Annotated in this window: 21 protein-coding genes and 1 pseudogene; 9 read left to right on the plus strand and 13 right to left on the minus strand. The window is 59.8% G+C overall.

The window, feature by feature from the left end; all coding sequences use genetic code 11:
- From HY852_RS05485 to HY852_RS05520, 8 genes and pseudogenes are all read left to right on the plus strand, one after another.
- Window positions 1-201 (plus strand): annotated as a pseudogene (locus tag HY852_RS05485) (phenylacetate--CoA ligase family protein); the annotation flags it as partial.
- A 360-nt stretch (window positions 202-561) separates the two neighbouring features.
- On the plus strand, window positions 562-1,044 hold the full coding sequence (locus tag HY852_RS05490; RefSeq protein WP_291603218.1) for a hypothetical protein: 483 nt from the start codon (window positions 562-564) through the stop codon (window positions 1,042-1,044).
- 445 nt (window positions 1,045-1,489) lie between these two features.
- On the plus strand, window positions 1,490-2,674 hold the full coding sequence (locus HY852_RS05495) for an HAD-IIIA family hydrolase (RefSeq protein ID WP_291603220.1): 1,185 nt from the start codon (window positions 1,490-1,492) through the stop codon (window positions 2,672-2,674).
- 244 nt (window positions 2,675-2,918) lie between these two features.
- A complete protein-coding gene (locus tag HY852_RS05500) occupies window positions 2,919-3,875 on the plus strand; it encodes a GDP-L-fucose synthase (RefSeq protein WP_291603222.1) in 957 nt (318 codons plus the stop codon).
- 30 nt (window positions 3,876-3,905) lie between these two features.
- On the plus strand, window positions 3,906-5,111 hold the full coding sequence (locus HY852_RS05505) for a glycosyltransferase family 4 protein (protein ID WP_291603224.1): 1,206 nt from the start codon (window positions 3,906-3,908) through the stop codon (window positions 5,109-5,111).
- A 411-nt stretch (window positions 5,112-5,522) separates the two neighbouring features.
- The gene (locus HY852_RS05510) at window positions 5,523-6,470 is read left to right on the plus strand and encodes a lysylphosphatidylglycerol synthase transmembrane domain-containing protein (RefSeq protein WP_291603225.1); all 948 of its coding nucleotides are present in this window, start codon (window positions 5,523-5,525) and stop codon (window positions 6,468-6,470) included.
- Window positions 6,471-6,561: 91 nt separating this feature from the next.
- Entirely contained in the window at window positions 6,562-8,187 is a 1,626-nt protein-coding gene (locus HY852_RS05515) for a hypothetical protein (RefSeq protein ID WP_291603227.1), read from the plus strand.
- Between the two features lie 114 nt (window positions 8,188-8,301).
- Window positions 8,302-9,027 (plus strand): class I SAM-dependent methyltransferase, encoded by a 726-nt coding sequence (locus HY852_RS05520; protein WP_291603521.1) that lies wholly within the window; start codon window positions 8,302-8,304, stop codon window positions 9,025-9,027.
- A 98-nt stretch (window positions 9,028-9,125) separates the two neighbouring features.
- On the opposite strand, the gene HY852_RS05525 is transcribed toward HY852_RS05520, so the two are convergent.
- From HY852_RS05525 to HY852_RS05555, 7 genes are all read right to left on the minus strand, one after another.
- The gene (locus HY852_RS05525) at window positions 9,126-9,899 is read right to left on the minus strand and encodes a class I SAM-dependent methyltransferase (protein WP_291603228.1); all 774 of its coding nucleotides are present in this window, start codon (window positions 9,897-9,899) and stop codon (window positions 9,126-9,128) included.
- Window positions 9,896-11,017 carry a DegT/DnrJ/EryC1/StrS aminotransferase family protein gene (locus tag HY852_RS05530; protein WP_291603231.1) on the minus strand — a complete coding sequence of 374 codons (1,122 nt, stop codon included), beginning with the start codon at window positions 11,015-11,017 and terminating at the stop codon, window positions 9,896-9,898. Before HY852_RS05530 ends, HY852_RS05525 begins: the two co-directional genes overlap by 4 nt.
- Window positions 11,017-11,403, minus strand: coding sequence for a cupin domain-containing protein (locus HY852_RS05535; RefSeq protein WP_291603233.1), 387 nt, complete (start codon window positions 11,401-11,403; stop codon window positions 11,017-11,019). The genes HY852_RS05530 and HY852_RS05535 overlap by 1 nt, the downstream gene beginning before the upstream one ends.
- A 65-nt stretch (window positions 11,404-11,468) precedes the next feature.
- Window positions 11,469-12,707, minus strand: coding sequence for a class I SAM-dependent methyltransferase (locus HY852_RS05540; protein WP_291603235.1), 1,239 nt, complete (start codon window positions 12,705-12,707; stop codon window positions 11,469-11,471).
- A gap of 585 nt (window positions 12,708-13,292) precedes the next feature.
- Window positions 13,293-15,209, minus strand: a complete 1,917-nt coding sequence (locus tag HY852_RS05545; RefSeq protein WP_291603237.1) for a hypothetical protein — start codon at window positions 15,207-15,209, stop codon at window positions 13,293-13,295.
- Window positions 15,210-15,464: 255 nt separating this feature from the next.
- Window positions 15,465-16,550: a glycosyltransferase family 1 protein gene (locus HY852_RS05550; RefSeq protein WP_291603239.1), complete on the minus strand. Its 1,086-nt coding sequence runs from the start codon at window positions 16,548-16,550 to the stop codon at window positions 15,465-15,467.
- Between the two features lie 41 nt (window positions 16,551-16,591).
- The gene (locus HY852_RS05555) at window positions 16,592-17,626 is read right to left on the minus strand and encodes a glycosyltransferase family 2 protein (protein ID WP_291603241.1); all 1,035 of its coding nucleotides are present in this window, start codon (window positions 17,624-17,626) and stop codon (window positions 16,592-16,594) included.
- A gap of 437 nt (window positions 17,627-18,063) precedes the next feature.
- Here HY852_RS05555 and HY852_RS05560 point away from each other — a divergent pair, with 437 nt between their 5' ends.
- On the plus strand, window positions 18,064-19,377 hold the full coding sequence (locus HY852_RS05560) for an aminotransferase class III-fold pyridoxal phosphate-dependent enzyme (protein ID WP_291603243.1): 1,314 nt from the start codon (window positions 18,064-18,066) through the stop codon (window positions 19,375-19,377).
- Window positions 19,378-19,383: 6 nt separating this feature from the next.
- Here HY852_RS05560 and HY852_RS05565 read toward each other — a convergent pair whose 3' ends face one another.
- The 6 genes from HY852_RS05565 to HY852_RS05590 are packed head-to-tail and all read right to left on the minus strand — an operon-like array spanning window position 19,384 to window position 24,585.
- Complete coding sequence (locus HY852_RS05565; protein ID WP_291603245.1) at window positions 19,384-20,043, minus strand: hypothetical protein; 660 nt, start codon at window positions 20,041-20,043, stop codon at window positions 19,384-19,386.
- Window positions 20,044-20,047: 4 nt separating this feature from the next.
- The gene (locus HY852_RS05570; RefSeq protein ID WP_291603247.1) at window positions 20,048-20,824 is read right to left on the minus strand and encodes an imidazole glycerol phosphate synthase cyclase subunit; all 777 of its coding nucleotides are present in this window, start codon (window positions 20,822-20,824) and stop codon (window positions 20,048-20,050) included.
- Between the two features lie 9 nt (window positions 20,825-20,833).
- Window positions 20,834-21,472 carry an imidazole glycerol phosphate synthase subunit HisH gene (hisH, locus tag HY852_RS05575; RefSeq protein WP_291603249.1) on the minus strand — a complete coding sequence of 213 codons (639 nt, stop codon included), beginning with the start codon at window positions 21,470-21,472 and terminating at the stop codon, window positions 20,834-20,836.
- Between the two features lie 47 nt (window positions 21,473-21,519).
- Window positions 21,520-22,698, minus strand: coding sequence for an N-acetyl sugar amidotransferase (locus HY852_RS05580; RefSeq protein WP_291603251.1), 1,179 nt, complete (start codon window positions 22,696-22,698; stop codon window positions 21,520-21,522).
- A 37-nt stretch (window positions 22,699-22,735) separates the two neighbouring features.
- Window positions 22,736-23,548: an SDR family oxidoreductase gene (locus tag HY852_RS05585; protein ID WP_291603253.1), complete on the minus strand. Its 813-nt coding sequence runs from the start codon at window positions 23,546-23,548 to the stop codon at window positions 22,736-22,738.
- Entirely contained in the window at window positions 23,545-24,585 is a 1,041-nt protein-coding gene (locus HY852_RS05590; RefSeq protein WP_291603255.1) for a nucleotidyltransferase family protein, read from the minus strand. Before HY852_RS05590 ends, HY852_RS05585 begins: the two co-directional genes overlap by 4 nt.

Raw genomic sequence — 24,585 nt, forward strand, 5'->3', positions numbered from 1 at the left:
CTGCTGCGCCTGGTTGTCGCCCGCCAGGGCGAGACCGACGCGATGAACTTACGGGCGGAATGCGCGGAGGCGACCGTGGCGCTGCGCGCCGAGGTCGCAGGCACATTGCGCACCGTGACCAAGCTCGGCGGCAATGTCGAACTGGTGACCCCGGGCACGCTGCCGAACGACGGCAAGGTGATTGCTGACGAGCGAAGCTAGGCTCCCCTGCGGCGCGATCGAGCCACGGTCACATATGCTTGATCCCTGGTGCTTGATTCCTGGTGCTTGATTCCTGGTGCTTGATTCCTGGAGCGAGATGGGACCAGGCAATCAGATCGTGCTCCAGGTTCCTGATTGAGCATGATCTGCGCGCAAACGCTTTGCGTTTGTCGCGTGGAAAACCGGTGCCCGTTTTGCGCTAACGCGGCCCTTCGGGGCCGGATCATACCTAGATGCGATCGCGAAGCGGTCGCAAATTGCGGCACTGTCAGCGCTTCATTGGGCGCTGACGGGAACTCCATTTCCTCGCGGCGCCCGCGGGTCTAGGTTCCTCCGCCGTATTGGTGCGGGAGGTCCGGTATGTTCTCACTGCGTGGAATTGGCTTTGCTTGGGGCAAACGTGCCAAAATCGCCACAGCCCTGATCGGGACAGCGCTCTATTTCGGCGCGGTGTCTTGGGCGAAGATCTCCTATCACCCCGACACCAACTTCACGGCCGGACCGAACGTTGCGGGCGAGAAGATCTTGCTCCTCAAGCCGTTCACAAGGACGAACGGATTTGGCTTCGCCAGCGAGCGGCCGACCTTGTTCGAATCTGTCGTCGACACCGATGAGGAACCGCATCGCTCACCCGTTGCGCTGTTCGAAAACACTACTCGTCTGGGGCCCGCACACAGTTCGAATGGCGACATTGGGGCATTTGGCCACGGCCGGTTTGCGCATCGAAGAACGAACGGCGCCACAGTCTTCTTTTCCGCGAGCGACAATACCGATCCGAATACGAATGGGCGGGCCTACTGGATCGTCAAACCTCCCCATCCTGTTGCATCTACTCAGGATTGAACCCCGATCGCCCGAAAACCTGGGTCTGCAATCACCCCTGCCGTCGCGATTGAAGACACCTCCGACATTGATTGATGTCGATGACGTGATTGCCTCCCGCTTAAACAAAAGCGCGGTTCATTGGAGGGAGGCGGCACCATGACACTTCACCCATATACGAACCCATATACGTATGATCACCTGCCAGTTGTCGATTATCAGCATCATCCCGCATATGGCGCAGCCTTTCCGAAGCCGAGCATCGGAGAGCGTATCTCGGCACTGGTGACGTTTGCTTCAGACGGAAGCTCATTGAGCGTGCGCAGGCCCGGCTGGGCCTGAACCTCCTTCTGCGGACGAAGCGTGAGCGCCCGTCCCCGCATCCGCGCGGCGGGCGCTCTGTCGTTTTGCAGCCGGTATATTCTTGACAAACTACCGGCAAGACGGTGAACAAGAGCCGCAAACAATGCTGCGGCAATCCGTCATATCCATTGGCAACTTCAGGGGTGACGAGCCCTCGTGTCAGCCGAGCTGCCTGAGGCTTCACATCGGGGGGCGCACTTTTCTGGACGTGCTGATCGACGAAGTTGCGCGTTACGACCTGTTCGACGAAATACTCCTTCTCACAGATGACACATCCGGCCTGATCGAAGCCGGTTACCACGCCACGGTCAGAGGCAGGTCGCGGCTGTCAGTCGCCATCGAGAGGGAATGCGTGGGCGTCGGTGGCGCTCTTGGCCGCGCCTGGAATCTGCTGAACAGCCGTTTTCTGCTCCTCAATGCGAATTCATTCTTCGATTTCAACCTGCTGGACCTGATCTCGCGTTCGGCCGACAGCCTCGTCCATGCCGCCCTGCTCGCCGCCACAAAGGACGACCGGCATGCAAGGGTTTCGCTGGACGGAGACATCGTTTCGGGGTTGCTCGCGCCCGGACAGGGCAGGACGTGTCCCATTGTGTCCGGCATCTGCGTTATTGACCGGCGAATCCTTGCCAAAATCCCCCGTCATCCTGCTTCGCTCGAGCAAGTGTTTGAGAAGCCGATCGCAAGCGGTGCGGTGCGAGGAACCGCGTATCACGGGTATTTCACGGATATCGACTTCCCCGATGAGTTTGCGCGCGCCGCTCTCGAATTGAAGGAAAGACTGACTCGCCCGGCCGTCTTCTTCGACCGCGATGGCGTTCTCAACCACGACGCCGGCTACGTATTCGAGGCGAGCAAGTTCCAGTGGATGGAGCGTGCGCGCGAGGCGGTCAAACTCGTAAACGATGCCGGATATTTTGCGTTCGTCATCACCAACCAGTCCGGCGTGGCGCGCGGGTTCTACGAGGAAAGCCACGTCCACGCCCTGCACCGGTGGATGGCGGACGAGTTGGCCACCATCGGCGCGCATGTTGATGCCTTTGAGCATTGTCCCGATCACCCGGACGCCGCCGTCGAGCGGTATCGTCGGGTGAGCCCACGGCGCAAGCCGGGACCCGGAATGATAACCGACCTGTTGGAACGTTTTCCTGTGGCAGCCGCCAACAGCATCCTGATCGGCGACCAGCCCACCGACCTGGAGGCGGCCCGGGCGGCCGGTATTCAGGGTCTGTTGTTTCAGACAGGAAACCTCGAAATATTTGTGCGGGAAGCGTTGAAACTGCCCTAGGCGAGTCGATCCACCAGCCTCTGAACAGTGGGTTCGGTCGACTCCCGGCTGTTGACACCAAAGCGGCCATGCCGAGGTAATCAGTGCCCTGCTCAAGGGAGTTGCCTGCCCGGGAGTTCGCTTGACAACCGATTCACACTGGAAAAGAAGTCGCGACGAAAGAAGCAAGATGCGTTAGACGACTTTTCGACAGCTCATCAGGGAAATGATTGCGAGCGATGTTGCGCACGCCAGGCGGTCTAAAATGACAAGAAGCGGGTTTGAACTGAAGAACAAGACCGTCTTTGTCGCCGGCCACCACGGCATGGTCGGCAGCGCGCTGGTGCGCCGTCTGGCGCAGGAAGACGTGCGGCTACTCACGGTCGATCGAGGCGAGATCGATTTGCGCCACCAGGCGGCGGTGTTCGAGTGGTTTGCCAAAGTGCGTCCGCAAGTGGTGTTCATGGCTGCCGCCAAGGTCGGCGGCATCGTCGCCAACAACACTTTGCGGGCCGAGTTCATCTACGACAACATCGCGATTGCCAGCAACGTGATCCACGCCGCGCATGTGCATGGCGCCGAGAAGCTGATGTTCTTGGGCTCCTCCTGCATCTATCCCAAGCTTGCGTCGCAGCCGTTGCGCGAGGATTCGATGCTGACCGGACCGCTCGAGCCCACCAACGAGCCCTACGCGATCGCCAAGATCGCGGGTATCAAGATGGTCGAAGCCTATCGCAGCCAGTACGGCTCCGATTTCATCAGCGTGATGCCGACCAACCTCTTTGGTCCGGGCGACAATTATCATCCCGAATACAGCCACGTGGTCGCCGCCCTGATCCGCCGTTTCCACGAGGCGAAGCTGTCCGGTGCCGCGAGCACGGTGGTGTGGGGCACCGGCACGCCGCGGCGCGAGTTCCTCTATGTCGATGATCTCGCGGATGCCTGCGTGCACCTGATGAAGACCTATTCGGACGAGAAGCTGATCAATATCGGCACTGGCAAGGACATCACCATCGCCGAATTCGCCCGCGTCGTCGCCGAAGTTGTCGGCTATCGCGGCGAGATCACCTTCGACACTTCACGCCCCGACGGCACCCCGCGCAAGCTGCTCGACGTCAGCCGCCTCGCCCAGCTCGGCTGGCGCGCGCGAACCCCGCTGCAGGAGGGAATCAGGCTCGCGTATCAGGCGTATCTCCGCGAACATACGACTCCTTCCAGCTGACAGCCGCTCCGGCCCTCAACACGTCATCAAATGCACAAGACACCGAAGGTCCTGATTGCCACGCAGTGCTTTCCTCCGGATCCAAGCACCACGGCAACCTACATAGGTGCTATCGCGAACGCGCTTGCGGCCGACAACAGGGTTGTTGTCTTGTCAGCCTCGCCGAACTCCGGCACGACTGGTCCCTGCAATCCCGAGGTGATCGCGATACCGAGCTGGACCCCGGAGAAAGGCGCGCTTGTCAAGCGCATGATTTCCATCGTTCTCCTTGCAGGACGAATGCTGTTTTCCGTGCTGACTCGCACCTCTGCGCGTGACGTCGTGTTCTGTGTCACGACCCCGTTCACGCTGCCCTATTTTGCTATTCTTGGGGCAAAGCTCCGCGGCGCCGCGGCTGTGCTGCTGATCTACGATCTTTATCCGGAGGCCCTCATCGCCGCCGGAATGGCCAGGCCCTCCTCGCTCACCACACGGCTCATAAGGTTTGCCAACGGGCTCATTTTCCGCGCCTCGGATGCGATCATCACCATCGGGCGCGACGTCGGACCTTTGCTCCTGCGCTACTCCGGGGTTCGTCCCGACAAGATCCATTTCATCCCCAACTGGACATTGCTGCCAGGCGGCTATCGCGAGATCGACCCGGCCAACCCGTTCAGGCGCGACCAACAGCAAAAGCTCGTGGTGGGGCTGTCGGGCAATCTTGGCTTTACCCACAGCCCCCGAACTGTCTTCGAAGCAGCGCAGCTGCTCAGGCACGATCCTGACATTCACTTTCTTCTGTCGGGCTGGGGCCTTGGCTGGAAAGAACTTCTCGAGCTGCAGAATTCTCAACGGCTGGAAAACGTCACGCTGATAGAGCCCGTGCCGGAAAGCGAGCTCGTTGATTTTCTCTCGTCAGCCGATCTCTGGATCATTCCGTACCGCCGCAACACCGCGGGCGTCTCGGTGCCAAGCCGGTTTTACAATCTGCTCGCTGTCGGGCGCCCGATCATGGTGTCGGCGGAATCAGACTCGGAAGCGGCGCTGGTGGTGAAAGAAGACAATGTGGGCTGGGCCGTGCCTCCCGAAGATCCCGTCAGGCTGGCGGAAGCGATCCGTCAAGCAGCGCAGGATCGCGCTGGCACGGCGCAGAAAGGCCAACGCGCGGCAAAGCTGGCGGTGAAATACGGTGAAGTGGACGCGCTTGCGCGCTACCGCAAGGTGATTCTCCAATCCCTGCGAACAGCGCAAGCTTAACGCGACCGGCAATGCGTCACGCGGTGCCGCAAGTCGCTCTCGTCGGTTGCACATAACGCAGTCAGAACACCGCCCCGGAGGCCGGGCCAGCGGCCAAGCTCCGGCTGCTCGGACAGGGGTTCCCCTTTCCCGCCTTTCTGGGTCCGTTACGAGCGGATCTCTCCAGCCTTAAAGCTTGACAACAAAAGGCAAATTCGGGACATGCTCGAACTCCTGAATGATGCACGCGTCCGTGCCGTGACAAGCGAGAGCGATGAATGACGGCGGATACGTCCAATAAGCGCCTCGCCCGATATCACCGTCCCTTTCGAATTGGTTTCGTCGCTTTGGTCGCGCGCAAAGCTGGTCCGTTCGCATGAGTGGAGCACAGAGAGATTCTCAATGAGGCCGCTCCTATCGCTCCTGAAGCTAGTGATCGTCCCGGCCATCATAGGGGTAGTTGTTTGGCTCAGCGGCATTCGGGAAATTTACGCCGTCATTCTTCGGTCTAGTTTCAGCGAAGTCGCGGGGGCCTTTGTCCTGTCCATGATCGCTGTCGGCTTGACTGCCATCAAATGGCGCTTCGTCATACCGGCGATCGGGGTAGCGGAGCTTTTCAAGGCGGCGCTGATCGGCCAATTCTACAGCTTTTTCTTTCTGGGTCAGGCCAGCGGAGAAGCCGCAAAGATCTACCTGATCTCCCGTGAATCCGGCAATGTCAGCGGCGCGACGGTATCGGTGTTCACGGACCGGTTGACTTCCTTCATCGGACTCCTCACCGTTTCGGTGCTCGGGTTCGCGATGTCCTCGAGCCACTATCCACAGAAGCTCCAGCAAATAGCGCTGATCGGACTGATGCTGCTGGTCGCCATACTGGTCGCACTGCGCCATGATGCCTTCTTCTTCCATGCTGAACGTATTGCAACATGGTTCGAGAGCAGGGCACCCGCCTATTCGTCCGCGATCGCAAGGGAATTGCGCAGGGCGATTGAACAATGGCACGCAGCGGTCAGCAACCCGTGGCGGGTCATGGCGGGGGTACTGGTCGGCGCGCTGGTGCACATCGTCAACGTTCTGACGTTCATGGTCTTGGCGGTCGGAATCGGGGTCAACATGGACTTTTACGATTGGTGCTGGGTCGCAGGGTTGACGAGCGTCGCCGGGCTCATTCCTATTACGATCGGTCAAATGACCGCGGGAGGCGCGCTGGTGGCTCTGCTTCACATGCAGAACGTTTCAATGGTGGATGCGGTGGCGCTTTCGGCGCTCATCATAGCGGTCAATGGCATGCTCGCGATCGTTGGAAGTCTACTGGAGTGGCGCCGTTTGCACTTTCGAGTCGCAGCGCCGTCCGCCTCGGACGGAATATCAAATCCATAGTGCTGGCCTGCCAGCAAGTACTCACCAACCTCCACTGCGCGCTGATTTGCCGATGCTCGTAGAGCCGATGCGGACAAGAACTGAAGATCTCATGGCCAAAGCAAGCGACCGCTTCGCACTCTGGATGCTGGCTCCTTGCCTTCTCTTTGCAATCGCCCAACTCGGTTTCAACGCACTCACGCTCGATACCTGGATGGACGAGGGCAAGTACCTGATGAAGGGCTACTGGTATCTGACCGGTCAGATCCCGCCCTATTCAACGATCGATCCGACATTCTACATGCCGCTGTCGTTCTACAGCGTCGGTTCGACCGAGTGGCTGTTCGGCATCGGCTACCTCCCCGGCCGGGCGCTGATGATCCTTTTCGCGGTCGCATGCCTCGTGCTGGTTTATCTGACTGGCGCGCATCTCGGCCGTTCGCGCCTCGCCGGCGTCGGCGCGACCGTCCTCGTCGCCGGCTACCCCGTCACCATGACCTATTTCGCGACAGCCACGCCCTACGCGATGGTGAGCTGCCTTTCCGTGGCGCTCATTCTCGTGCTTCTCACGGTGAGATCGCGACGGATCGCGTATGGCGCATCAGGCATCATTCTGTGGGCACTCCTGTTCACCCGACCCGATATGATGCCGATCGTCATGATCCTGGCCGGCTGGGCGCTGCTGATCGAACCGCGGCGAAGGATCGAGTGCCTTGCGGTCGCCTTTTTCACCTTCATCACGGCGTCCGTGGTCACGGTATGGGTGTTCGGACCGGGATTGCTGCAGGTCGTTCTGGACGTACCGGGGTTGGCGCAGATCGCAGCAGCCGTGGGCATACCGCCCGCACCGATCTCCGGAATCCTGCCGCTCACCGTTTCACCGCTGGATCCCGTGCTCCCGCTCCGCGAAGTTCCTAGGTATTTCTATATTTATTTTTTTCAGCCTTACTTCGCCGTGGCAAGCGTCACCCTAGTGACGATCGCGCTTCGGATTTTTTCCGTTTGGCGCGAGAGCAGCGAACGTCGGGTGAAGCCGATCGACCTGATCCTGGCTTATTTCTGGATCACCACCATACTTCATTATCTCCTGTCGCTGTCCTACTGCCTCAACTGCATCATTCCGTACACGAACTATTTCCTGCCGGTGGGGGCCCTGAGCGTGGCCAGCCTGCTCGGCGAAATTTTCAGGCTGACGCGTAGTCCGCGTCCGATGTACGCAGCGTTCGGCTACCTGTGCATCACGGCTGTGGCGATGCAGATCTCTCCGTCCTTTCCAACCCTGCTGCGTCCGGAGTCCGACAATGTCAGAGCAGCCGCGACGCAGCTTTCGACCGAGCTGCGGCCACGGCTCCCGCCTACGGGCCGGGTCCTGGTCCTGTGCGATCGCGTCGAGGCGGCGCAGGCGGTCTGGCTGGCCGGAGGTGTCATCGAGCCGCGGTCATTGTATCTTCCGCTGAACTTCCGCGAACCAAGACCCGGTTTGACGAAAGACGATCGTGACAAGATAGACTCCGTGGTCTGGGAAGCGGGATTTTGGAGCGAGGGCAGCATGCGTCGCGCCCTGACCCAGGGATATAGCACCCTTCTGATCGAGCGCCGCCAGAGCTACGGCGATCCGCTCGGCCGCACGGTGCGCGACGGCATTCCATTCGGCGACGTGGTGGCGATGCACTTCCGACTGACCGCGACTTTCACCGTGGGAGACCGGACCTTCGAACTCTACCGGCGGCGCGAGTAAACCGCCCGCGCAGACGCATCTCCGCAGGGCCCGCGATCAGTTGTGAATTCGCGGGCGGCGTGGCAAGTTAGAAGGAAAGTTCCAATCAGGCCTGTCTCAGAGGGGCGCCGGATAATGTCCGCACGGGAAGACAATCTTCAGCACTACGAATCCATCGCCGATCATTTCGACGAAACATACAATCGCGAGAATTCGAACCACCTCTACAAGATCGACCAAATCTCGAAAGTGATGTTCGACAACCTGCCGTCGCTCGGCCGATACGACATCATGGAGCTTGGCGGGGGGACAGGCATTCATGCCTTCCATTTCCTCGAAACCAACGCCCATCGCAACATCCGCTACACCCTATCGGACATCTCGCCGCGGATGCTCGAGAAGGCGAAAATCCGGCTTGGAAAATTCGACGTCGAGTATGTCGTCTCGGCGGCGGAGAACATTGCCACCGACAAGACCTTCGATGCGATCTTCTGCAGCGGCGCGATGCATCACTTCGAGGACGCGCGAGCGTCGATTGAATCGATTCGCGACCACCTGAACCCCGGCGGCGTAGTCGTGGTCTGCGAACCGATTGTCTGGAACCCGGTAAACTTCTTCAAGGCTGCGAAAGATCCGCTGGAGTGGAGTCAGTTTACGGTCACGCGCTCGAACGTCGCGCGCATGCTGGAGGAAAACGGCTTGACCATAAAGGTGAACCGCGTTCTTCACTGGCGTGCCGGAGCTGAATTCGCCCGACGCCTCTGGCCGTTTGAAAAACTCGAGGACTATACCTTCCTGAACATGGCCGCAGTGATGTACCTGCTGGCGGCGACCAAGGAGCCCGGTCCGCAAACCAGCTGAGCATGCTGGAGACCGGACGCCGCTTCTTCCGAAACGAGCCTGCTCGACAAATGGAACGAGGTGAGGATGCGAAGGCCGCCCATCTGCATCGGGAGGATTCAGACCGCCGTCGCGACCATGGCGGCAGCCCATTTACGGGCGCTCGCGGGAGCGTCGATATCCGGAAAACCCGTCAGCGCCGTCAGACGGAATCCGCTGATTCGAAGCATGAGCTCGAGCTCCAGCGGAAAGAAATATCTGACCCGATGCGTCTCCACCGCCTCATCGATCACCCGATCGCCCTTCAAACGCGTCACCTTGATCGACATTTCACAGCACTGGCTGTCGGGTAAATGGCGGCCCGACGAGGATCGAACGAGCCGCACGTCCTCGCTTTCGAACTCCCGCGTATTTTCTCCGGGGGGGTCAGCGACCACCGCGGGCCCATACCAGAAATCGGCAATCAGCAGGCCGTCGCGGCGCAAATTCCTTCGCGCAGAGCCGAACGCGTTCAGAACGTCATCATTGCTCGATAGATAGCCGATGACGTTGAAGTTCATCAGCGCTGCGTCGAACGGCTGTTCGGCCGAGAAGTTCCTGATATCGCCGCACTGAAATCCCGGATTGGCTTCAAGCTTTTGCTGCCTTGCGCGTTCTCGCGCACGCGCCACCATTGGTTCGGAGCGGTCGACACCGGTCACGTCAAATCCGCTCCTGGCGAATATGACGGCATGCTTACCGGTTCCGCAGCCGAGGTCCAGGAGCTTCCGAATCTCGCCGCGCCCGAATTTGGCGATCAGCTTTCCCATCGCCTCGCATTCGGCGGCATAGTCCTTTTCGGCATAGACCGTGTCATAGGCCGCCGCATACGAGTCGTTGAAAACCCCGGTCATGAAATGACATCCCTGACCGCTGCGCAAACGCGATCGATCTGCATCTCTGTCAAGGTGAGACCCGAAGGCACATAGAGGCCGCGGCGCGCAAGCCGCTCGGTCACAGGATAGCTGCTTCCGGCAAACAGCCCCCGTTCGCGCAGAACGGGCTGCTCGTGCATGCCGAGAAACAGCGGCCGCGTGTCAATCCCCTTCGCGCGCAGGCGTTTGGCAAACTCCACGGCGTCGAAGGGAACGTCATCCGCAAGCACGAGGCAGTACATCCAGTATACGTTCTTGGCCCAATCCCGCTCCACCGGCAGCGCGATTTGCGGCAGCTCCGAGAGCCGCTCGTGATAGGCCTTGGCCATCTGGCGTTTACGCCGGATATGATCGTCGACACGATTGACCTGCGCCACTCCGACCGCAGCCTGGAGATTCGTCAGGCGATAGTTGTGGCCGATTTCCGTATGATAGAACCGCCGCTCCGGACGGAAACAAAGATTGCGCAAGGATCGTAACCGGTCGGCGTAGTCGTCGTTGCTGGTGACAACCATCCCGCCTTCGCCGGTCGTGATGATCTTGTTCGCGTAAAAGCTGAAACAGGCCATGTCGCCGAGTCCGCCGACACGGCGGCCTTCGACTTCCGCACCGTGGGCTTCGGCAGCATCCTCAACGATGCGCAGATCGTGCCGGGCTGCGATCTTGAGGATGCGCCGCATATCGACCGGATGACCGAACATGTGGACCGGCATGATCGCTCGCGTCCGGGAGGTAATCGCGGCCTCCACCTGGTCGGGATCCATGCACCAGGTCTCGGGATCGCAATCCACCAGCACCGGCACGCAGTCGGCTTCGAGCACAGCAATGGCGCACGAAATGATTGTGTAGGAGGGAATGATGACCTCGGAGCCGGGCTCGAGGTTCAACGCCTTCATGGCTACCTGGAGCGCTGTGGTTCCATTGCTCACAGCAACGCCATGCGCCGCGCCGCAGTATTGCGACCATTTTCCCTCGAATTCGGGGATGAAACGTCCCTCCGAGGAAACCCAACCCGTTTCGACACACTCCTTCACCAGCGGCAGCGTATTGTCGCCGATCAGGGGCTCGGAAACCGGGATAAACGACCCCGGTTCCACTACGACCTCGGCACTATCAAGGGCTGATCAAGGCGAAACGTATCGGTCTCGTAATCCTCGCCGCCGCGCGGACCGCGCGTCAGCACGAGAAACGTCGTGTCTTCGAGAGCTTCAAACGCGTGCCGTTCATGGGGAACATTGAGGATCAAATCGTTGGGGACCAAGATCACTTCCGTCGGCTCTTTGCCCGGCATTTGCGAAACCACACGAAGCTTTCCGTCCAGCACATAAAGGTACTGGTAGGTTTCCTTGTGATAATGGTTGGCGCGAACCGCGCCTTTGCGGCTGCGGATGATCGTTACGTATTCGATATGCCCTTCCTTGAGCACATCGATGATTTCCCCGCGTTGATCCTGAAACGCGATCGGAACTTTCGTCACATCCATCTCGTAACCCCTACTGCCCAAAAACAGAAACTACAGAAGCGCCGGGCAGGAGCGTCTGGGTGGTGTCAGCCGACGATCCGCGGCGTCGGAATGGGGATGATGAACTTGCCTCCCCGGTCCGAGAATTCCTTCAGGTTGTTCATTATTTCTTCCGCAAAATTCCATGCAAGAAGAAGCGCATAGTCGGGCTGGTGCGTTAGTAACATATCGTCCGGAACGACTTCAATACGCATCCCCGGCGTGTAGCGTCCGATCTTCAGCTTCGATTTTTCCGTAACGAAGTCGAGGAACTCGGTTCCCAAGCCGCAATAATTCAGCAGCGTCATTCCCTTCGCCGGCGCGCTCACTGCCACAATCCTGTTGCCGCTCTTTTTCAGACTGATCAGCAACTCGCGAAGCGCCTTGCGATTGTTGGCCACGTTTTGCGCGAACTGCTTGAGAGTATCCAGTTCGTGAATCCGCTCCCGTTCTTCATTTGCAAGCATTTGGTCGACGATCGGAGCGACAGGATCGGCCGACGTTCCGATCCGGCGCACAAACAAGCGGATCGATCCGCCATGGATGTCGCGAAGCTGCGCATCGAAGATTTCCATGCCGAACTGCCTGAAAAACCCCACAAGAGGCTTGAGCGACAGATAGGACAGGTGCTCGTGATAGATCGTGTCGTATTCCAGGCTATGCAGTAGCTCGAGAAAATACGGCGCTTCAATGATGAAGGTGCCGCGCTCGGCGAGGAGCGTGGTGACCGCGCCCATCAAATCGTGCAGATCGCCGACATGGGCGAACACGTTGGTGCCCGTTATGACCGTTGCCTGCCCCTTGCTCGCGACAATCTGTCGGGCCGTTGTGCTGTTGAAGAACGCGGCAATGGTCTCGATCCCGTTCTTGTTGGCTATCTCCGCGATATTGGCGGCAGGATCAACGCCAAGAACCTTCGTCCCCTGCTCTTTGAACATCTGCAGGAGGACTCCGACGTTGCTGCCGATGTCGACCACGAGATCGTTCGCGGTCAGATGGAGCAAGCGCGACGTCGTTTGCGCAAATTCGCCCCAGTGCCGGCGGCCGGCTGAGGTGGTCGATGATTCATAGGGATAATCATCGCAATAGAGAATTTCCGGCGGAACGACATAGTTGAGCTGGATCAACCCGCAGTCCTCGCAGACCGCCACCTGAAGCGGATACGAGTCTCGATGCTGACCCAACTGCTCCTTGTGCAGGAACTGATCGGCGGGCGGCATTTCTCCCAGATCAAGGAAGAGAGAAAGACGCTCGCCCCCGCACATGCGGCATTTCTTTACGAACATATCGTGGCCCGTCGTTTTGGGAAACAAGACGTTACGATGCACCGGATCGGCCGGAGACAGGGCTTAAGAACATAATTTGCGGTGAAAATCGAGGGGGCTCGGGCCAATTTTAGCCGAATCATGGTGACGAAAGCCCGAGCCGCCGGTCGCATTCGGCGACACCCCTCTTCTGACCGAATCGCAGGATTCCTTGGCCCTGCAGCTGCCTCTCGTCGAACCAGCCGAATCTCAGCGCCTCCCCCTTTCGGGACAGGTCTAAGATCCTTCGGGGCCTCGACAACGAAGGGTCAGCCCGTTGGCGGGGAACGTGCATTGCGCCGCGCATGCGCCGCGAAAGGTATTCGGCGATGAAAACAAGCTGCCGCTGGAGCTCAACCTGGCCCCACTTTCGGTCCGGAGGCCTGCCCTTGATTCTCGTCAGGGACCATGCAATTTTGATTGGTTCGGTCTTCAGCGACGCTTCGACCTCTCCCTCGCCCGCGGAGCCAGAGCGTGATCCGGAAAAGTCGGCACCGGTTTTCCGAAAGGACCACGCTCAAGCAAAAACCCAAAGCGCGACGATGATCTAATCAATCTCAACGCACTTTAGCGGCGAAACGCCTCAACGACATCGGCGAAGCTGAACAACCAGCCGTATTCAATCCCCTGCTGGGTATCGACGAACACGGCTTTGTCGCGCATTCGACGCAAGATTCCGTTGAGGCACCACTGCCTGTTGCTCATGTTCTTGCTCACGATCATGAAGTCCACGGACTGCGTCTTCAGTTCCTGCAGGCGCTGCTTCAGATCATCCATCGAGCGGCATTTGCTGAAGTCGGCGGCGACCCAGGTTTGCCCTGGCGCGGTGTAGAACGGTGCCCAGTAATCGAATGCCACGGTAACCGGGCCCGCGGCGTTCCTTTCGATATACCGACTTATCGGATATGCGGTTTCGCCCCATCCCGGCCACGTCCACCAGATATAGTGATTCATGTCGAGCGGCGCGGCATTCTCCTGCGCGCGATCCCGCAGGATATTCTTGTACCTCAGGTACGACGGCGCGGCCGACAGCGCGACCAGCACCATCAACGCCGCGATCGTCGCCTGGACCGCCGCCGCAACCGAAGGCCTGACGTGGTCGAGCCAAAGCAGAACGGGATAGACGCCGTAAATCGTCAGCATGAGACTTACCAGAACGAGATATTTCGGCTCGAACGGCAGGTCGGCGAGGCTGAACACGGCCAGCAGTGCGACCGGGAACAGCAGCAGCAAGAAAAGCGGCGCTGCATGGGCGGCACGCAGCGACGGGCTTTTTCGCACAACCACCAGAAACAATGGCGCGGCTCCGACGATCATCGACAAGGTGATCTCCGGCAGCGTATAGAAAATCGCGCGTACCATGCTCCAGAACATCTTCAGATGCTGAAGCAAGGCGCTATGGTCCATCGTCGTGATCGCGCTGTAGGCGATCGGCCTCGCCACATAGATCGATTTCGCTCGCAACGCTTCGACGTCGATGTCGTTGCCTGCAATCGTCGGATCAAAGAGAATGTTGGACTGGAACAATATCGCGGACGCGCCAAGCGCGACGACCGCCAGCGAGACGATCGTAAAGAATGTCGTGACCGCCAAAGCCGACGCCTTCAGCGGCACGAGAGCGGGCCACCGTCTCCGCAACTCCGGCAATCCAAGATAGGCCAGCAGGAGTACCGCGACCAGCAACACGGCGAGCGAGGGCTGGATGTTGACCAAATACAGCGGCACGCTGTCAAATATCGAAAACATCTGGCGCGGGTTCAGCCAGATTTTCGGCACGAGCAGGCAGCACGTGACCAGAAAGATCGCCGTGAAGGTGACCGCAAACCGCACCGCAGTGTAGACGGCGGCCCACACAGCCGGCACGAAGAGCGGTATCAGCAGCAGCTCGATCCAGCAGATCAGGAGCGTGATCGAAAGCGACGTATCCTTCTCGAGATAGGCGAGACCGCAGAACACCGCGACGACGCCCACGCCGTTCCGTCCCAGAGCGCGATATCCGATATAGTGAAGGATGGCGATCGCAGCGAAGAGCGTAGATAGAATATCGTATTTGAGGACCTTCGCGATGCCCTTGAGCATCGGGAAATTCATCACCACCAGCAGGGTCAGGAGAAACGCGTTCAGCCGCCCCCGGCTCAAAGACGCGAGCCTGACGATGAGCACGGCCAGATACGCGATGACCGCCAACGCCACGACGACCTGGATTGCCGCAAACGGCAGAATTGCCGTGTAATGAACGTCGCCGATGATCGGATCGTTGAGTTGGTAGAAATGGCCGAGCGCCGCGTTCAGCCATCGACCCGGAACTGCCACAACAAGATCCGAGATCAGGGAGCCTTCGCTCAACTGGATCGACTTCACATTCGTCAGAAACGCTTCCAGGCGCTTCGCCGTCGAAGTCTGGTCAGCCGTCGAGTATTGGGACAGCGCCGAAAAGTACGTGACAACCGACAAGAGCGTTGCCGCCAGGAGTCCCAACGTCACCAGAATCCTGATGGCGCCACGCAACGGGCCCCGGGGTGGCACTGAAACTGCGGCCGACAATGGTGAAACAATCCTACGGTTGCAAAAAACAATACGCGTCTCGCCGGCCTGCGGCAAGCGTGCTGCCTGCGCGGTTCACAATGCCCGTTTCTTCACGATGCCTGTCTTCGCTGCCGGTGAACCGGAACAACGATCCGCTCCGAGACGATTGCCGGTAGGCGCGAACGCCCGCCGACACGCGCTAGCAACGCGATCTCATTCAGGACTCGAAGAGCGAACCCCCGACGCGTACCGCGCCTGGATCTCTTTCCAGAACTCCAGGTACTTCTCCGCCATCGCGGTCCATGACAGGGACTGGACGCTCGCCAGCGCCCATTTGCGCAACTCGTCATAGCGCTGACGGTCGGCCAGAAGGAGCATTATGCGCTTCGACAGTTCGGCCGGCGAATTCGGATCGACCAGGGACAGTTCATGGGTGAAAAAATCCGTCGAATCGAGAGTGCGCCCGGCGATGGCGGGCGTTCCGCATGCCATGGCTTCGACGGCGCTCATCCCGAACCCGTACCGTGAGGGAAACAGAAACAGGTCCAGCTCGGAATAGAACTGTCTCATCCCGTCCTCCGGCACGAAACCGACAAACTCATAGCGCCCTGCCGGAATAGTCTTGCTGGCGAGTTCCTTCATCTCTTCGATTTCGTTCCCGCCGCTTGCTATGACGAGAAATGCGTCCGGATCCTGCTTTGCGACCTCGGCGAAAGCCAGGATCGCGGTATCAAGCCCCTTTGCCCGCTTTGCTTCACCCAGGAATCCGATCCGCGACCTGCGCTTATGAATCGTCGAGTCAAACCAGAAACGCTTGTGATCGATCCCGAGTGGGATCACCCGAATTCGATCGGGCGGAACCCCAAACATACTTACGATCTGTTCGGCCGTGGAGGAAAACGGCACGATGAGGCCGTCGCTGTGTCGGCAGGCGAATTCGATGCAGCGCCGCTTGATGAAATATTTGAGCCAGTTGTCGTATCCCGGCGCAAAGAACGGGATGAGATCGTACACTCCCGTAACGACCGGGCGTTTCCCGCTGAGGATCGGAAAAATTCCGGCCACAGGATATACGCCAAACCAGACATCGTGGTGATGCCCGCGCAAGTCCCACAGGAATTTCGCGCTGTGCAAGACGGCAACCACCTCGTTGCGGAGAATGCTCCGCTCATGGAAGGCGTAGGGCTGCCCCAAAGTCTCCAGACCCGAGACAAGCTCCGCGATCACCCGCTCAAGCCCGCGTCCCGTGTCGTGCCCCTTCGAAAGGGGAAATGCGCTGATGCCAACCTGTTTCAGCATGAGCTAGTCAAAGAGCAGATCATCGGAAAACCAGCGCTCAATCAATCGGCGTTCGGCCGGGACCCATGCCCCCTTCGCTCGAAGCCCTCGAGATGCTCCTTACCCCGTTCTGTAGTGCCGTTTCGGATGACCTCCCACACCGAGTAGTAAGGTTCCGGCACGATCGCATAGTAAATCTTGATGAGAATATCGGTAAGAATGCCAAGCGAAAGAAACAGAAGGCCGGCAATGAAACTGAAGACGGTCAAGAGCGGCTCCAGCGTACTCGACAATTTCTGATCGGCGACAAACAAGTAAAGCGTGCGTATGCCGAAGAATGCCGAGATGAGAAAAAACAGAACGCCGATGCCACCGAGCAAATGGATCGGCCTCACCGAGTAGGTGCGCCAGAACCACAGCAGCACGATATCAGCCAGCCCCTTGATGGTTCTAACCGCATTGTATTTCGTCTTTCCACTTCGGCGTGGCCGGTGATTGACGGCTATTTCCCCGATCGAGAATCCGCGCATTTCAAGGAGAGCAGGAACGAACCGATGCATCTCGCCATAGAGCCGGACACTGTCGAAGCATTCGCGCCGGTAAATCTTCAACGAGCATCCGCTGTCATGAATACTGTCGTTCAGGAAGATCTTGCGCAGCAGATTTGCGCCACGAGATATCACGTGCTTGGAAACCGTGTCCTGACGATCGACCCGCCAGCCGCTGACGACATCGAGATCGTTGGCATTCAGATGCGCAATCAGATTGGGGATGTCGTTTGGATCATTCTGGCCATCGCCATCCATCGTAACGATGTACTTGTATCGAGCTGCGTGAAATCCGGCATCGAACGCCGCAGTCTGCCCGAAATTTCGCCGGAACCGAATGACCGTGACGTTCGGCTTCGAACCCGCCGCCTGTGCGCTGCCATCGGTTGATCCATCGTCAACGACGATGATTTCGTACTTCCAGCCGTCCTTGCTGCCAACACTGTTGATTTCGTCGATCAGCGCCTGGATATTATCCTTCTCGTTGAAGACCGGAATGACAATACTGAGCTCGATTGGATCGGATCCGTCAGTCCTGTTCGAAGTCATCTTGGTCTCTCAACAATTGCCGTGAACCACGCATCTGCTAGCGGTAGTTCAATCTCCCCGGTCTCGCCACGCTCATTGCATCGCTGTCGCGGATAGCCTGCGGAAAGATACGGTAAACGAACCCGTTCGAGCCCTGCCAGGTCCCGAACGCCGGTCCTTTTCCGATAGCGCCTCTTTTGATCAACTATTCACCTATCGCGGCCCAACTACAGAGAAAAGGGCAAGAATACAATGGTTATTGGGGGCCTCAGGCAAATTCGCGTCGATCCGTGGCACCCGCATGCCCCCGATGCTAGGGCGTTCCAGCCAGGTTGACGAAACAGGGTGCAGTCAGCCGTTCGTTGCCTGCAACCGCCTCGGTCTGCGCCTCGTAATAGAGGCCTTGCACGCTCATGGTGCTTCGGTTACCGACGTAGAAATTCGGTCGGAGACAGAGGATGTTGAGCACTGGTCAGATCCGCTATCGGCGCGCACGCCAACTCATGCCCGGCGGCACGCAACTGTTGTCAAAACGGCCGGAAATGTTCTTGCCGGAGCAGTGGCCGACCTACTTCAAGTCCGCAAGAGGCGCAGAAGTCGTCGACCTCGACGGGCGGACCTATCTCGACATGAGCTACTGCGGCATCGGCGCCACTGTGCTTGGCTTTGCCGATCCCGACGTCAATGCCGCGGTGAAGACAGCGATCGATTTGGGCTCGATGTGCACCCTGAATCCCGCGGAAGACATCGAGCTTGCGGAACTCCTGATCGAATTGCACCCGTGGGCAGACATGGTCCGTTTCGGCCGCGCCGGGGGCGAGGCGATGGCGATCGGGATCCGGATCGCACGCGCCGCGACGGGCCGCGACATGCTGGCGTTCTGCGGCTATCACGGCTGGCACGACTGGTATCTCAGTGCCAATCTCGGCGAGACCACTGCACTGGATGGTCATTTGCTGCCGGGCCTCGACACCAAGGGTGTGCCGCGCGGGCTTGCCGGGTTGATGCATCCGTTCCACTATAACCGGCTCGACGAGATCGAGGCCATTGTCGCCGCGAACGGCGATCGGCTGGCTGCGATCGTGATGGAGCCGGTGCGCAGCAGCGAGCCGACCCCCGAATTCATCAAGGGAATTCGCGCGCTCGCGGACCGCTGCGGCGCCGTGCTGATCTTTGACGAGGTGACATCGGGCTTTCGCATCAACTCGGCCGGAGCGCACCTCGCCTACGGCGTCAATCCCGACGTCGCGGTATTTGCCAAAGCCATCGCCAACGGATTTCCGATGGCGGCGATTCTCGGGCGGGCCTCGGTAATGGACGCCGCCCAGGAGACCTTCATCAGCTCGACCGCCTGGACCGAACGCGTCGGCCCGGTCGCGGCGCTGGCGACGTTGCGCAAGCACCGCGAACTGAACGTCTCCAGGCACCTCATGCGGATCGGCGCGCGCGTGCAGCAGGGCTGGGCCGAAGCCGCGCGCGAGGCCGGCTTGCCCGTTCATGTGTCCGGCATCTCGCCGCTCGGGCATTTCGCCTTTGATGTGCCGGAAGCGCAGGAAGTGCGCACCCTGTTCACGCAGATGATGCTCGACCGCGGCATCTTCGCCACCGGCTCGTTCTATGCGATGTGGGCGCACACCGATGCCCATGTCGACCGTTATCTGGAAGCGGTGAATGCGGTCTTTCGCGACCTGCGGACCGCCATCGACCAGAAGGCGGTCAAGCAGCTGCTGCGCGGCCCGGTCGCGCATTCCGGCTTCAAGCGGCTGACCTGAGGGTTTTCAAACGCCGAAGATATCGCGCACCACGTTGCGGGCGGTACGCGAGCGACCCGCATTCGGATAGATGCCGTGCAGGATGCTGTCGGCTTCAAGCGCCCCGCCGTCGATGATGATCGCGCCCGTCGACACGAAGCTGTTGTCGCCGACCGACGTTTTTCCGATCACCCGGCTGCCGCCATACATGACGACACCGCGGCCGAACGAGGGATAGTCGTTGTCGAGGTTCGCGCCGACAGTGCAGTTATGATAGCAGATGAAGTAGTCCGAATACCTGCCCCGGCCGAGCACCGTGCCGACCGGATGCTGGACCGCGAATACATCCGGCAGTTCGACCTCGTAGAACGCATCCAGCGCGTGCAGTGCCTTGTTGAGCGCGTAGGCCTTGTCGGCGATCGGATGGCCGGGCCGCTCCCGGAATGCGCTATTGGCAAGATAGTAGAGAAAGATCGCGTACTGGTCGGAGTGCCAGTGCGAAAATCGCGCCCGACCGTCGGCAAAGAATCCCTTCAGCCTGACGCGCGAGAAGCAATACTCGATCCGGCCAAGCGCAAGCTCGACGAACTTAGGTAGGTCGGCAAGGTCGGCCCCGTCCGGAAACAGGTTCTCGAACTGCTTGCGCACATAGAGCGAAAGGTCGCGGCGATCTAGCGAGAGCTGCACGATGCTAGTTCCTGCTGCTGGTACTGGCCCGCACGTCGAGACCGCGCGAGAAGAGATGGCTGCGCAGCTTGATCGGGCTGTGATCGGTAAACAGGAACATCGACGAGATCGCCACCGCGGATGCGCCGGCCTCCAGCGCGTCAATCGCATGCTGCAGTGAACCGCAGCCGCCCGACACGATCAAGGGCACGCTCAGCACATTGGCCGCCTTGTGGATCATGTCGAGATCGTAGCCGGTCATGGTACCGTCGCGATCGATCGATCCGAGCAAGACCTCCCCGCAGTGCAGGTCCTCGCAGCGAAGAGCCCATTCGATGGGATCGAGCGCAACGTGCTGGCGCCCGCCGTCGATGAACACGCTGGCATGATTGGGACTTATTCGCTTGTAGTCGATCGATACCGTCATGCACTGGTCGCCGAAGGTCCGTGCCGCCTCGCGCAGGAATTCAGGCCGCCGCACCGCTTCCGAATTGACCGACACCTTGTCGGCGCCGGCACGCAGCAGCATGTTGACGTCTTCCAGCGTCTTGACCCCGCCGCCGACTGTGAACGGCATGAAAATCTCTTCCGACATCCGCTCGATGATCTCGACGACTCGGCCTCGCGAAGCGGCGCTCGGCACGATGTCGAGCACGATGAGCTCGTCGACGCCGTAGTCGTTGTAGACCTTGGCCGTCGTCACGGGGTTTCCGGCCGCGCGCTCGTTCTCGAAGAACCTGACATACTTGACGAGCCTGCCGTCGCGGAGGAGGAATTTCGGTATCAGTCGCTTCTTCAGCATGGCGCGTCTTCAGGGATTCCAGCGCAGGAAGTTGCTCATCAGCTCGATCCCGCTGTCCTGGCTTTTTTCCGGATGAAACTGGGTGGCAACAATATTCTCCCGGGCGATGATCGCCGTCACCGGCTGGCCGTATTGCGCATATCCGACCACATCGTCCGAATCGTTGCAGCGCATTGCAAAGCTGTGCACGAAATAGAACGCGAGGTTGCTGTCGCGGATATTGGCGAGAATGGGATGGCTGCGCTCCTTTGCCACCATGTTCCAGCCCATATGCGGGATCTTCAAAGCCGGATCGTTCGGCATCAGCCGGACGACATCCGCCTCAAACCAGCCGAGCCCGCAATGCGGCAAGCCGTCCTCCGCGTGCTCTTCCGACGTCCTGGCCAAGAGCTGCATGCCGAGGCACACGGCCAAAAAAGGTTTGCCCTTCTCCCGGACATGGCGTTCGAGCACCTCATTGAGGCCACGCGAACGGATGTTGTTCATGGCATCGCCGAAAGCACCGACCCCGGGAAGGATAACGTGCGAAGCGTCCGCAATGGCATCCGCATCATGGGTCACAATGGGGTTGTAACCGCAATACTCGACCACGTTGCGGACCGACCGCACGTTGTTGATGCCATAATCGACGATCGCAACATCTGACATCACCCTGCTCCCCGGGCGCCATGGTCCGCCCGCCTTTCACGACTCGATTAGCCCTTGCCGCCGATCTCCACGCCTGGATGGTTCGGCCACGACACCTGCGTGTGGTCCCACTTGTCCATGTCGGGCATGCGCCGGCCAGCCTCGACCTGATTGGGCGAGAACTGCCACGGGCTGACCTCATGCCTCATCGCGATGCCGAGGAACTGGTCCTCGCTCAGCTGCAGATAATCCAGGAACAGATCGAGGCTCGGCGGTCGCTTGCCATCATATTCGCGCACCAGCGCCTCGCCCTGTTCGCGGGTCATGCGCTTGTTGCGGATGTCTATATTGGCGAGGTGATTGGTCCGGCCCATGCCGCGCTTGATGTATTTGAGATAGTCGCGCACGCCCTGAAAGAAGCACTCGACCTTTTCATAGTCGTACTCGGGCGGAATGCCCTCGACCTCCTGCCCCTTCCAGCCAAGCTCGTTCTTGATGATCTCGACGTGCTTCTTGGTGTCCCATTTGATGTAGCTGCCGAGGCAAATCGAACGGCACTTGATGCGCATCAGTTCCTTGCGCGGCGGATAAACGAACGGATAGAGGTCGCGTTTGGAAATTCGACCGCCGAGGAACTCGTACATGTCATCGGCGGTGATGCCGAGGTTCATGGCGCGGTTGAAACGCTTCTCGTCGACCTCTTCCATCTCGTCGTAGGAATAGAACGACTGATACTCCGCGAGACTCTCGCCCCAGATCAACAGCGGGGTCTCGTAGCGGAGGGCGATCTGCATGGTGTGGGCGTAGATGCCGGTGTGACAGTGCCAGCAGAAGTCGCCACGGCGCTTGAGCGACTCGAGCATCAGTTCGCGCACGACGTGCCAGTTCGGTGTGAAGTTCAGGACGTCGACGCCGAGCTGCTTGAAGACCTTGGTGTTGTTCTCCTCGATCAGCGGTCGATAGAACCAATGGTCGAAGCGCACCACAAGCGGCTTCAGGCCGAGCTTGCGCACCACGTACCAGAGCTGGAACACGCTGTCCTTGCCGCCGGAGTACGGCACGATGCAATCATAGAGGCCCTTGTCGCGGTACTGCCCGACGAGCTCGAGCAGCTGCTTATAGCGGTCGTCCCAGTCGATCTGGGTATCGCGGACCTCGATCTGGCGGCAAACGCTGCACGTGCCGGACTCATCAAACGACGTCGCTTCCGCCGTCTCCGGCAACAAGCACTTGCTACAGCTCAACATTTCGAGGATTCTCGCGATTGGGTGAATTGGTGCGGGCTTACCACGCGGTCCAGCCCCCGTCGACCGCAATGCACTGGCCGGTCACATAGGCCGACAGGTCGCTCGCCAGATAGGCCACAGCGCCCTTCATATCGTCTTCCCGGGCCATGCGCGCAAGCGGCGTCCGGGCCACATAACGGCTCAAAAACGGCTCCGGTGTGGCCCTGAACACGCCTCCGGGCGCCACCGCATTGACACGGACCCGCGGGGCCATGGTGGTGGCCAGCCATCGTGTCATCTGGATCAGCCCGCCCTTGCTGGCCGCATAGGCCGCCGGATTGCCGAGGCCGGTTCCCTCATAGAGCCGCCAGTCCGGGCCCGCGAGGCCGTAAATCGAGGAGATATTGATCACGCTGCCCCGTCCCGACTGGGCCAGGTCTTCCGCGGCGGCCTGAATCAGAATGAACGGCGCAGTCAGGTTGACCTCGAGCGCGCGCCGCCAGGTCGCGGGAGATTGCTGCTCGAAGGGGACGGCCCACCCTTCAAGACCGCTGGTGCCGACGAAGGCGGCGCAATTGACGATGATATCGATCCGCCCGAATTTCTCCCGCACGCGCCGCGGCAGGTCCTTCACGGCCTCAGGTTGTTCGAAGTCGCACGCAAACATCGCGGTCTTCACCGGCCAGCTTTCGCCGAGCATGGTCGCGACTTCTTCGCCGGCGGACGCCGCAATATCGACGATCGCGACGCTTGCATCGAGTTCGGCCAGGCCGCTCGCGATCGCGCGGCCGATATGACCCGCTCCGCCGGTAATGAGCGCCACGCGCCCGTCAAGCGACATCATTTCGCGCAGTGAACGTTCCTTGCTCACCCGAAGATCCTCTGGAATTCGTCGGAAGCGCGCTGCAGGTCGTCGAGCCGGCCGACATCGATCCAGTATTCCCGCAGCGGGAACACCACAGACCGCTTGCTATCTGCAATGGTCCGCCCGATCAGGGTCGGCATATCTATCGCCTCGTTGGCGGCAACATAGTCCAGCACGCCGGGATCGAGCAGATAGACGCCGGCATTGACGAAGAATTTCTTGGTCGGCTTCTCGCGAATTCCGAGCAGGCGATTTTCGTCGAAATCAATCACCCCGAACGGCACGGTGACCGAATGCTCGCGAACGCAGATAGTGGAGAACGCCTGATGCTCGCGATGATAATTCAGCATCTGCTCGAAATTCACCGTCGTCAGCAAATCACCGTTCATGACGAAAAACGGCTGTTTCGGCCGTTCGGGCAGGAGCGAAAGCGCCCCAGCAGTGCCGAGACGGTCGTTCTCCTGCAGATAGTTGATCTCGACGCCCCATGCCGAGCCGTCGCCGAAATATTCCCGGATCATCTCCGCTTTGTAATTGACCGAGATGAAGAACCTGCCGAATCCCGCCTTGACGAAGCCGCCGAGCACCGTCTCTAGGATCGGCTTGTCGCCGACGCGAATGAGGGGCTTCGGAAGATCGTCGGTCAGCGGCTTGAGCCGAGAACCGATGCCGCCCGCCATCAGCACCACCCAGTGCTCGGATTGCGGGGTTAGAGCCAGGTCGTCGATCAGCTTGACCTCGACCACCCTTCCTTCCAAGTCGACGATCGGCAGCTGGTGGATGGAATGCTTGCGCATCAGGTTCAGCGCAGCCGCATTGGTTATTCCGACCGGCGCGGTGATCGGCGAGCGGTTCATGACGAGATCGACCGAAGCGTCAAGCCCGACGCCGCCAAGCAGCGCGCGGCGCACATCGCCGTCCGTCACGGTTCCGACGATCTTTTCGTCTCGCACAACGACAGCGAGCTGCAGATGACCCTGGTCGATTCGCCGCAGCGTCTCGATCAGGGGCGTGTCTTCCGTGACGACGAACACTTCCTTCAT

This window comes from Bradyrhizobium sp. (genome assembly GCF_016213215.1).
Taxonomy (GTDB): Bacteria; Pseudomonadota; Alphaproteobacteria; order Rhizobiales; family Xanthobacteraceae; genus Bradyrhizobium.

Bases quoted from the DNA above. Each gene is read 5' to 3' on its own strand.
- HY852_RS05490 (WP_291603218.1), top strand. From the start codon at position 562: ATGTTCTCACTGCGTGGAATTGGCTTTGCTTGGGGCAAACGTGCCAAA.
- HY852_RS05495 (WP_291603220.1), top strand. From the start codon at position 1,490: ATGCTGCGGCAATCCGTCATATCCATTGGCAACTTCAGGGGTGACGAG.
- HY852_RS05500 (WP_291603222.1), top strand. From the start codon at position 2,919: ATGACAAGAAGCGGGTTTGAACTGAAGAACAAGACCGTCTTTGTCGCC.
- HY852_RS05505 (WP_291603224.1), top strand. From the start codon at position 3,906: ATGCACAAGACACCGAAGGTCCTGATTGCCACGCAGTGCTTTCCTCCG.
- HY852_RS05515 (WP_291603227.1), top strand. From the start codon at position 6,562: ATGGCCAAAGCAAGCGACCGCTTCGCACTCTGGATGCTGGCTCCTTGC.
- HY852_RS05520 (WP_291603521.1), top strand. From the start codon at position 8,302: ATGTCCGCACGGGAAGACAATCTTCAGCACTACGAATCCATCGCCGAT.
- HY852_RS05525 (WP_291603228.1), bottom strand. From the start codon at position 9,899: ATGACCGGGGTTTTCAACGACTCGTATGCGGCGGCCTATGACACGGTC.
- HY852_RS05535 (WP_291603233.1), bottom strand. From the start codon at position 11,403: ATGGATGTGACGAAAGTTCCGATCGCGTTTCAGGATCAACGCGGGGAA.
- HY852_RS05540 (WP_291603235.1), bottom strand. From the start codon at position 12,707: ATGTTCGTAAAGAAATGCCGCATGTGCGGGGGCGAGCGTCTTTCTCTC.
- HY852_RS05550 (WP_291603239.1), bottom strand. From the start codon at position 16,550: ATGCTGAAACAGGTTGGCATCAGCGCATTTCCCCTTTCGAAGGGGCAC.
- HY852_RS05555 (WP_291603241.1), bottom strand. From the start codon at position 17,626: ATGACTTCGAACAGGACTGACGGATCCGATCCAATCGAGCTCAGTATT.
- HY852_RS05560 (WP_291603243.1), top strand. From the start codon at position 18,064: ATGTTGAGCACTGGTCAGATCCGCTATCGGCGCGCACGCCAACTCATG.
- HY852_RS05570 (WP_291603247.1), bottom strand. From the start codon at position 20,824: ATGCTGAAGAAGCGACTGATACCGAAATTCCTCCTCCGCGACGGCAGG.
- hisH (WP_291603249.1), bottom strand. From the start codon at position 21,472: ATGTCAGATGTTGCGATCGTCGATTATGGCATCAACAACGTGCGGTCG.
- HY852_RS05580 (WP_291603251.1), bottom strand. From the start codon at position 22,698: ATGTTGAGCTGTAGCAAGTGCTTGTTGCCGGAGACGGCGGAAGCGACG.
- HY852_RS05590 (WP_291603255.1), bottom strand. From the start codon at position 24,585: ATGAAGGAAGTGTTCGTCGTCACGGAAGACACGCCCCTGATCGAGACG.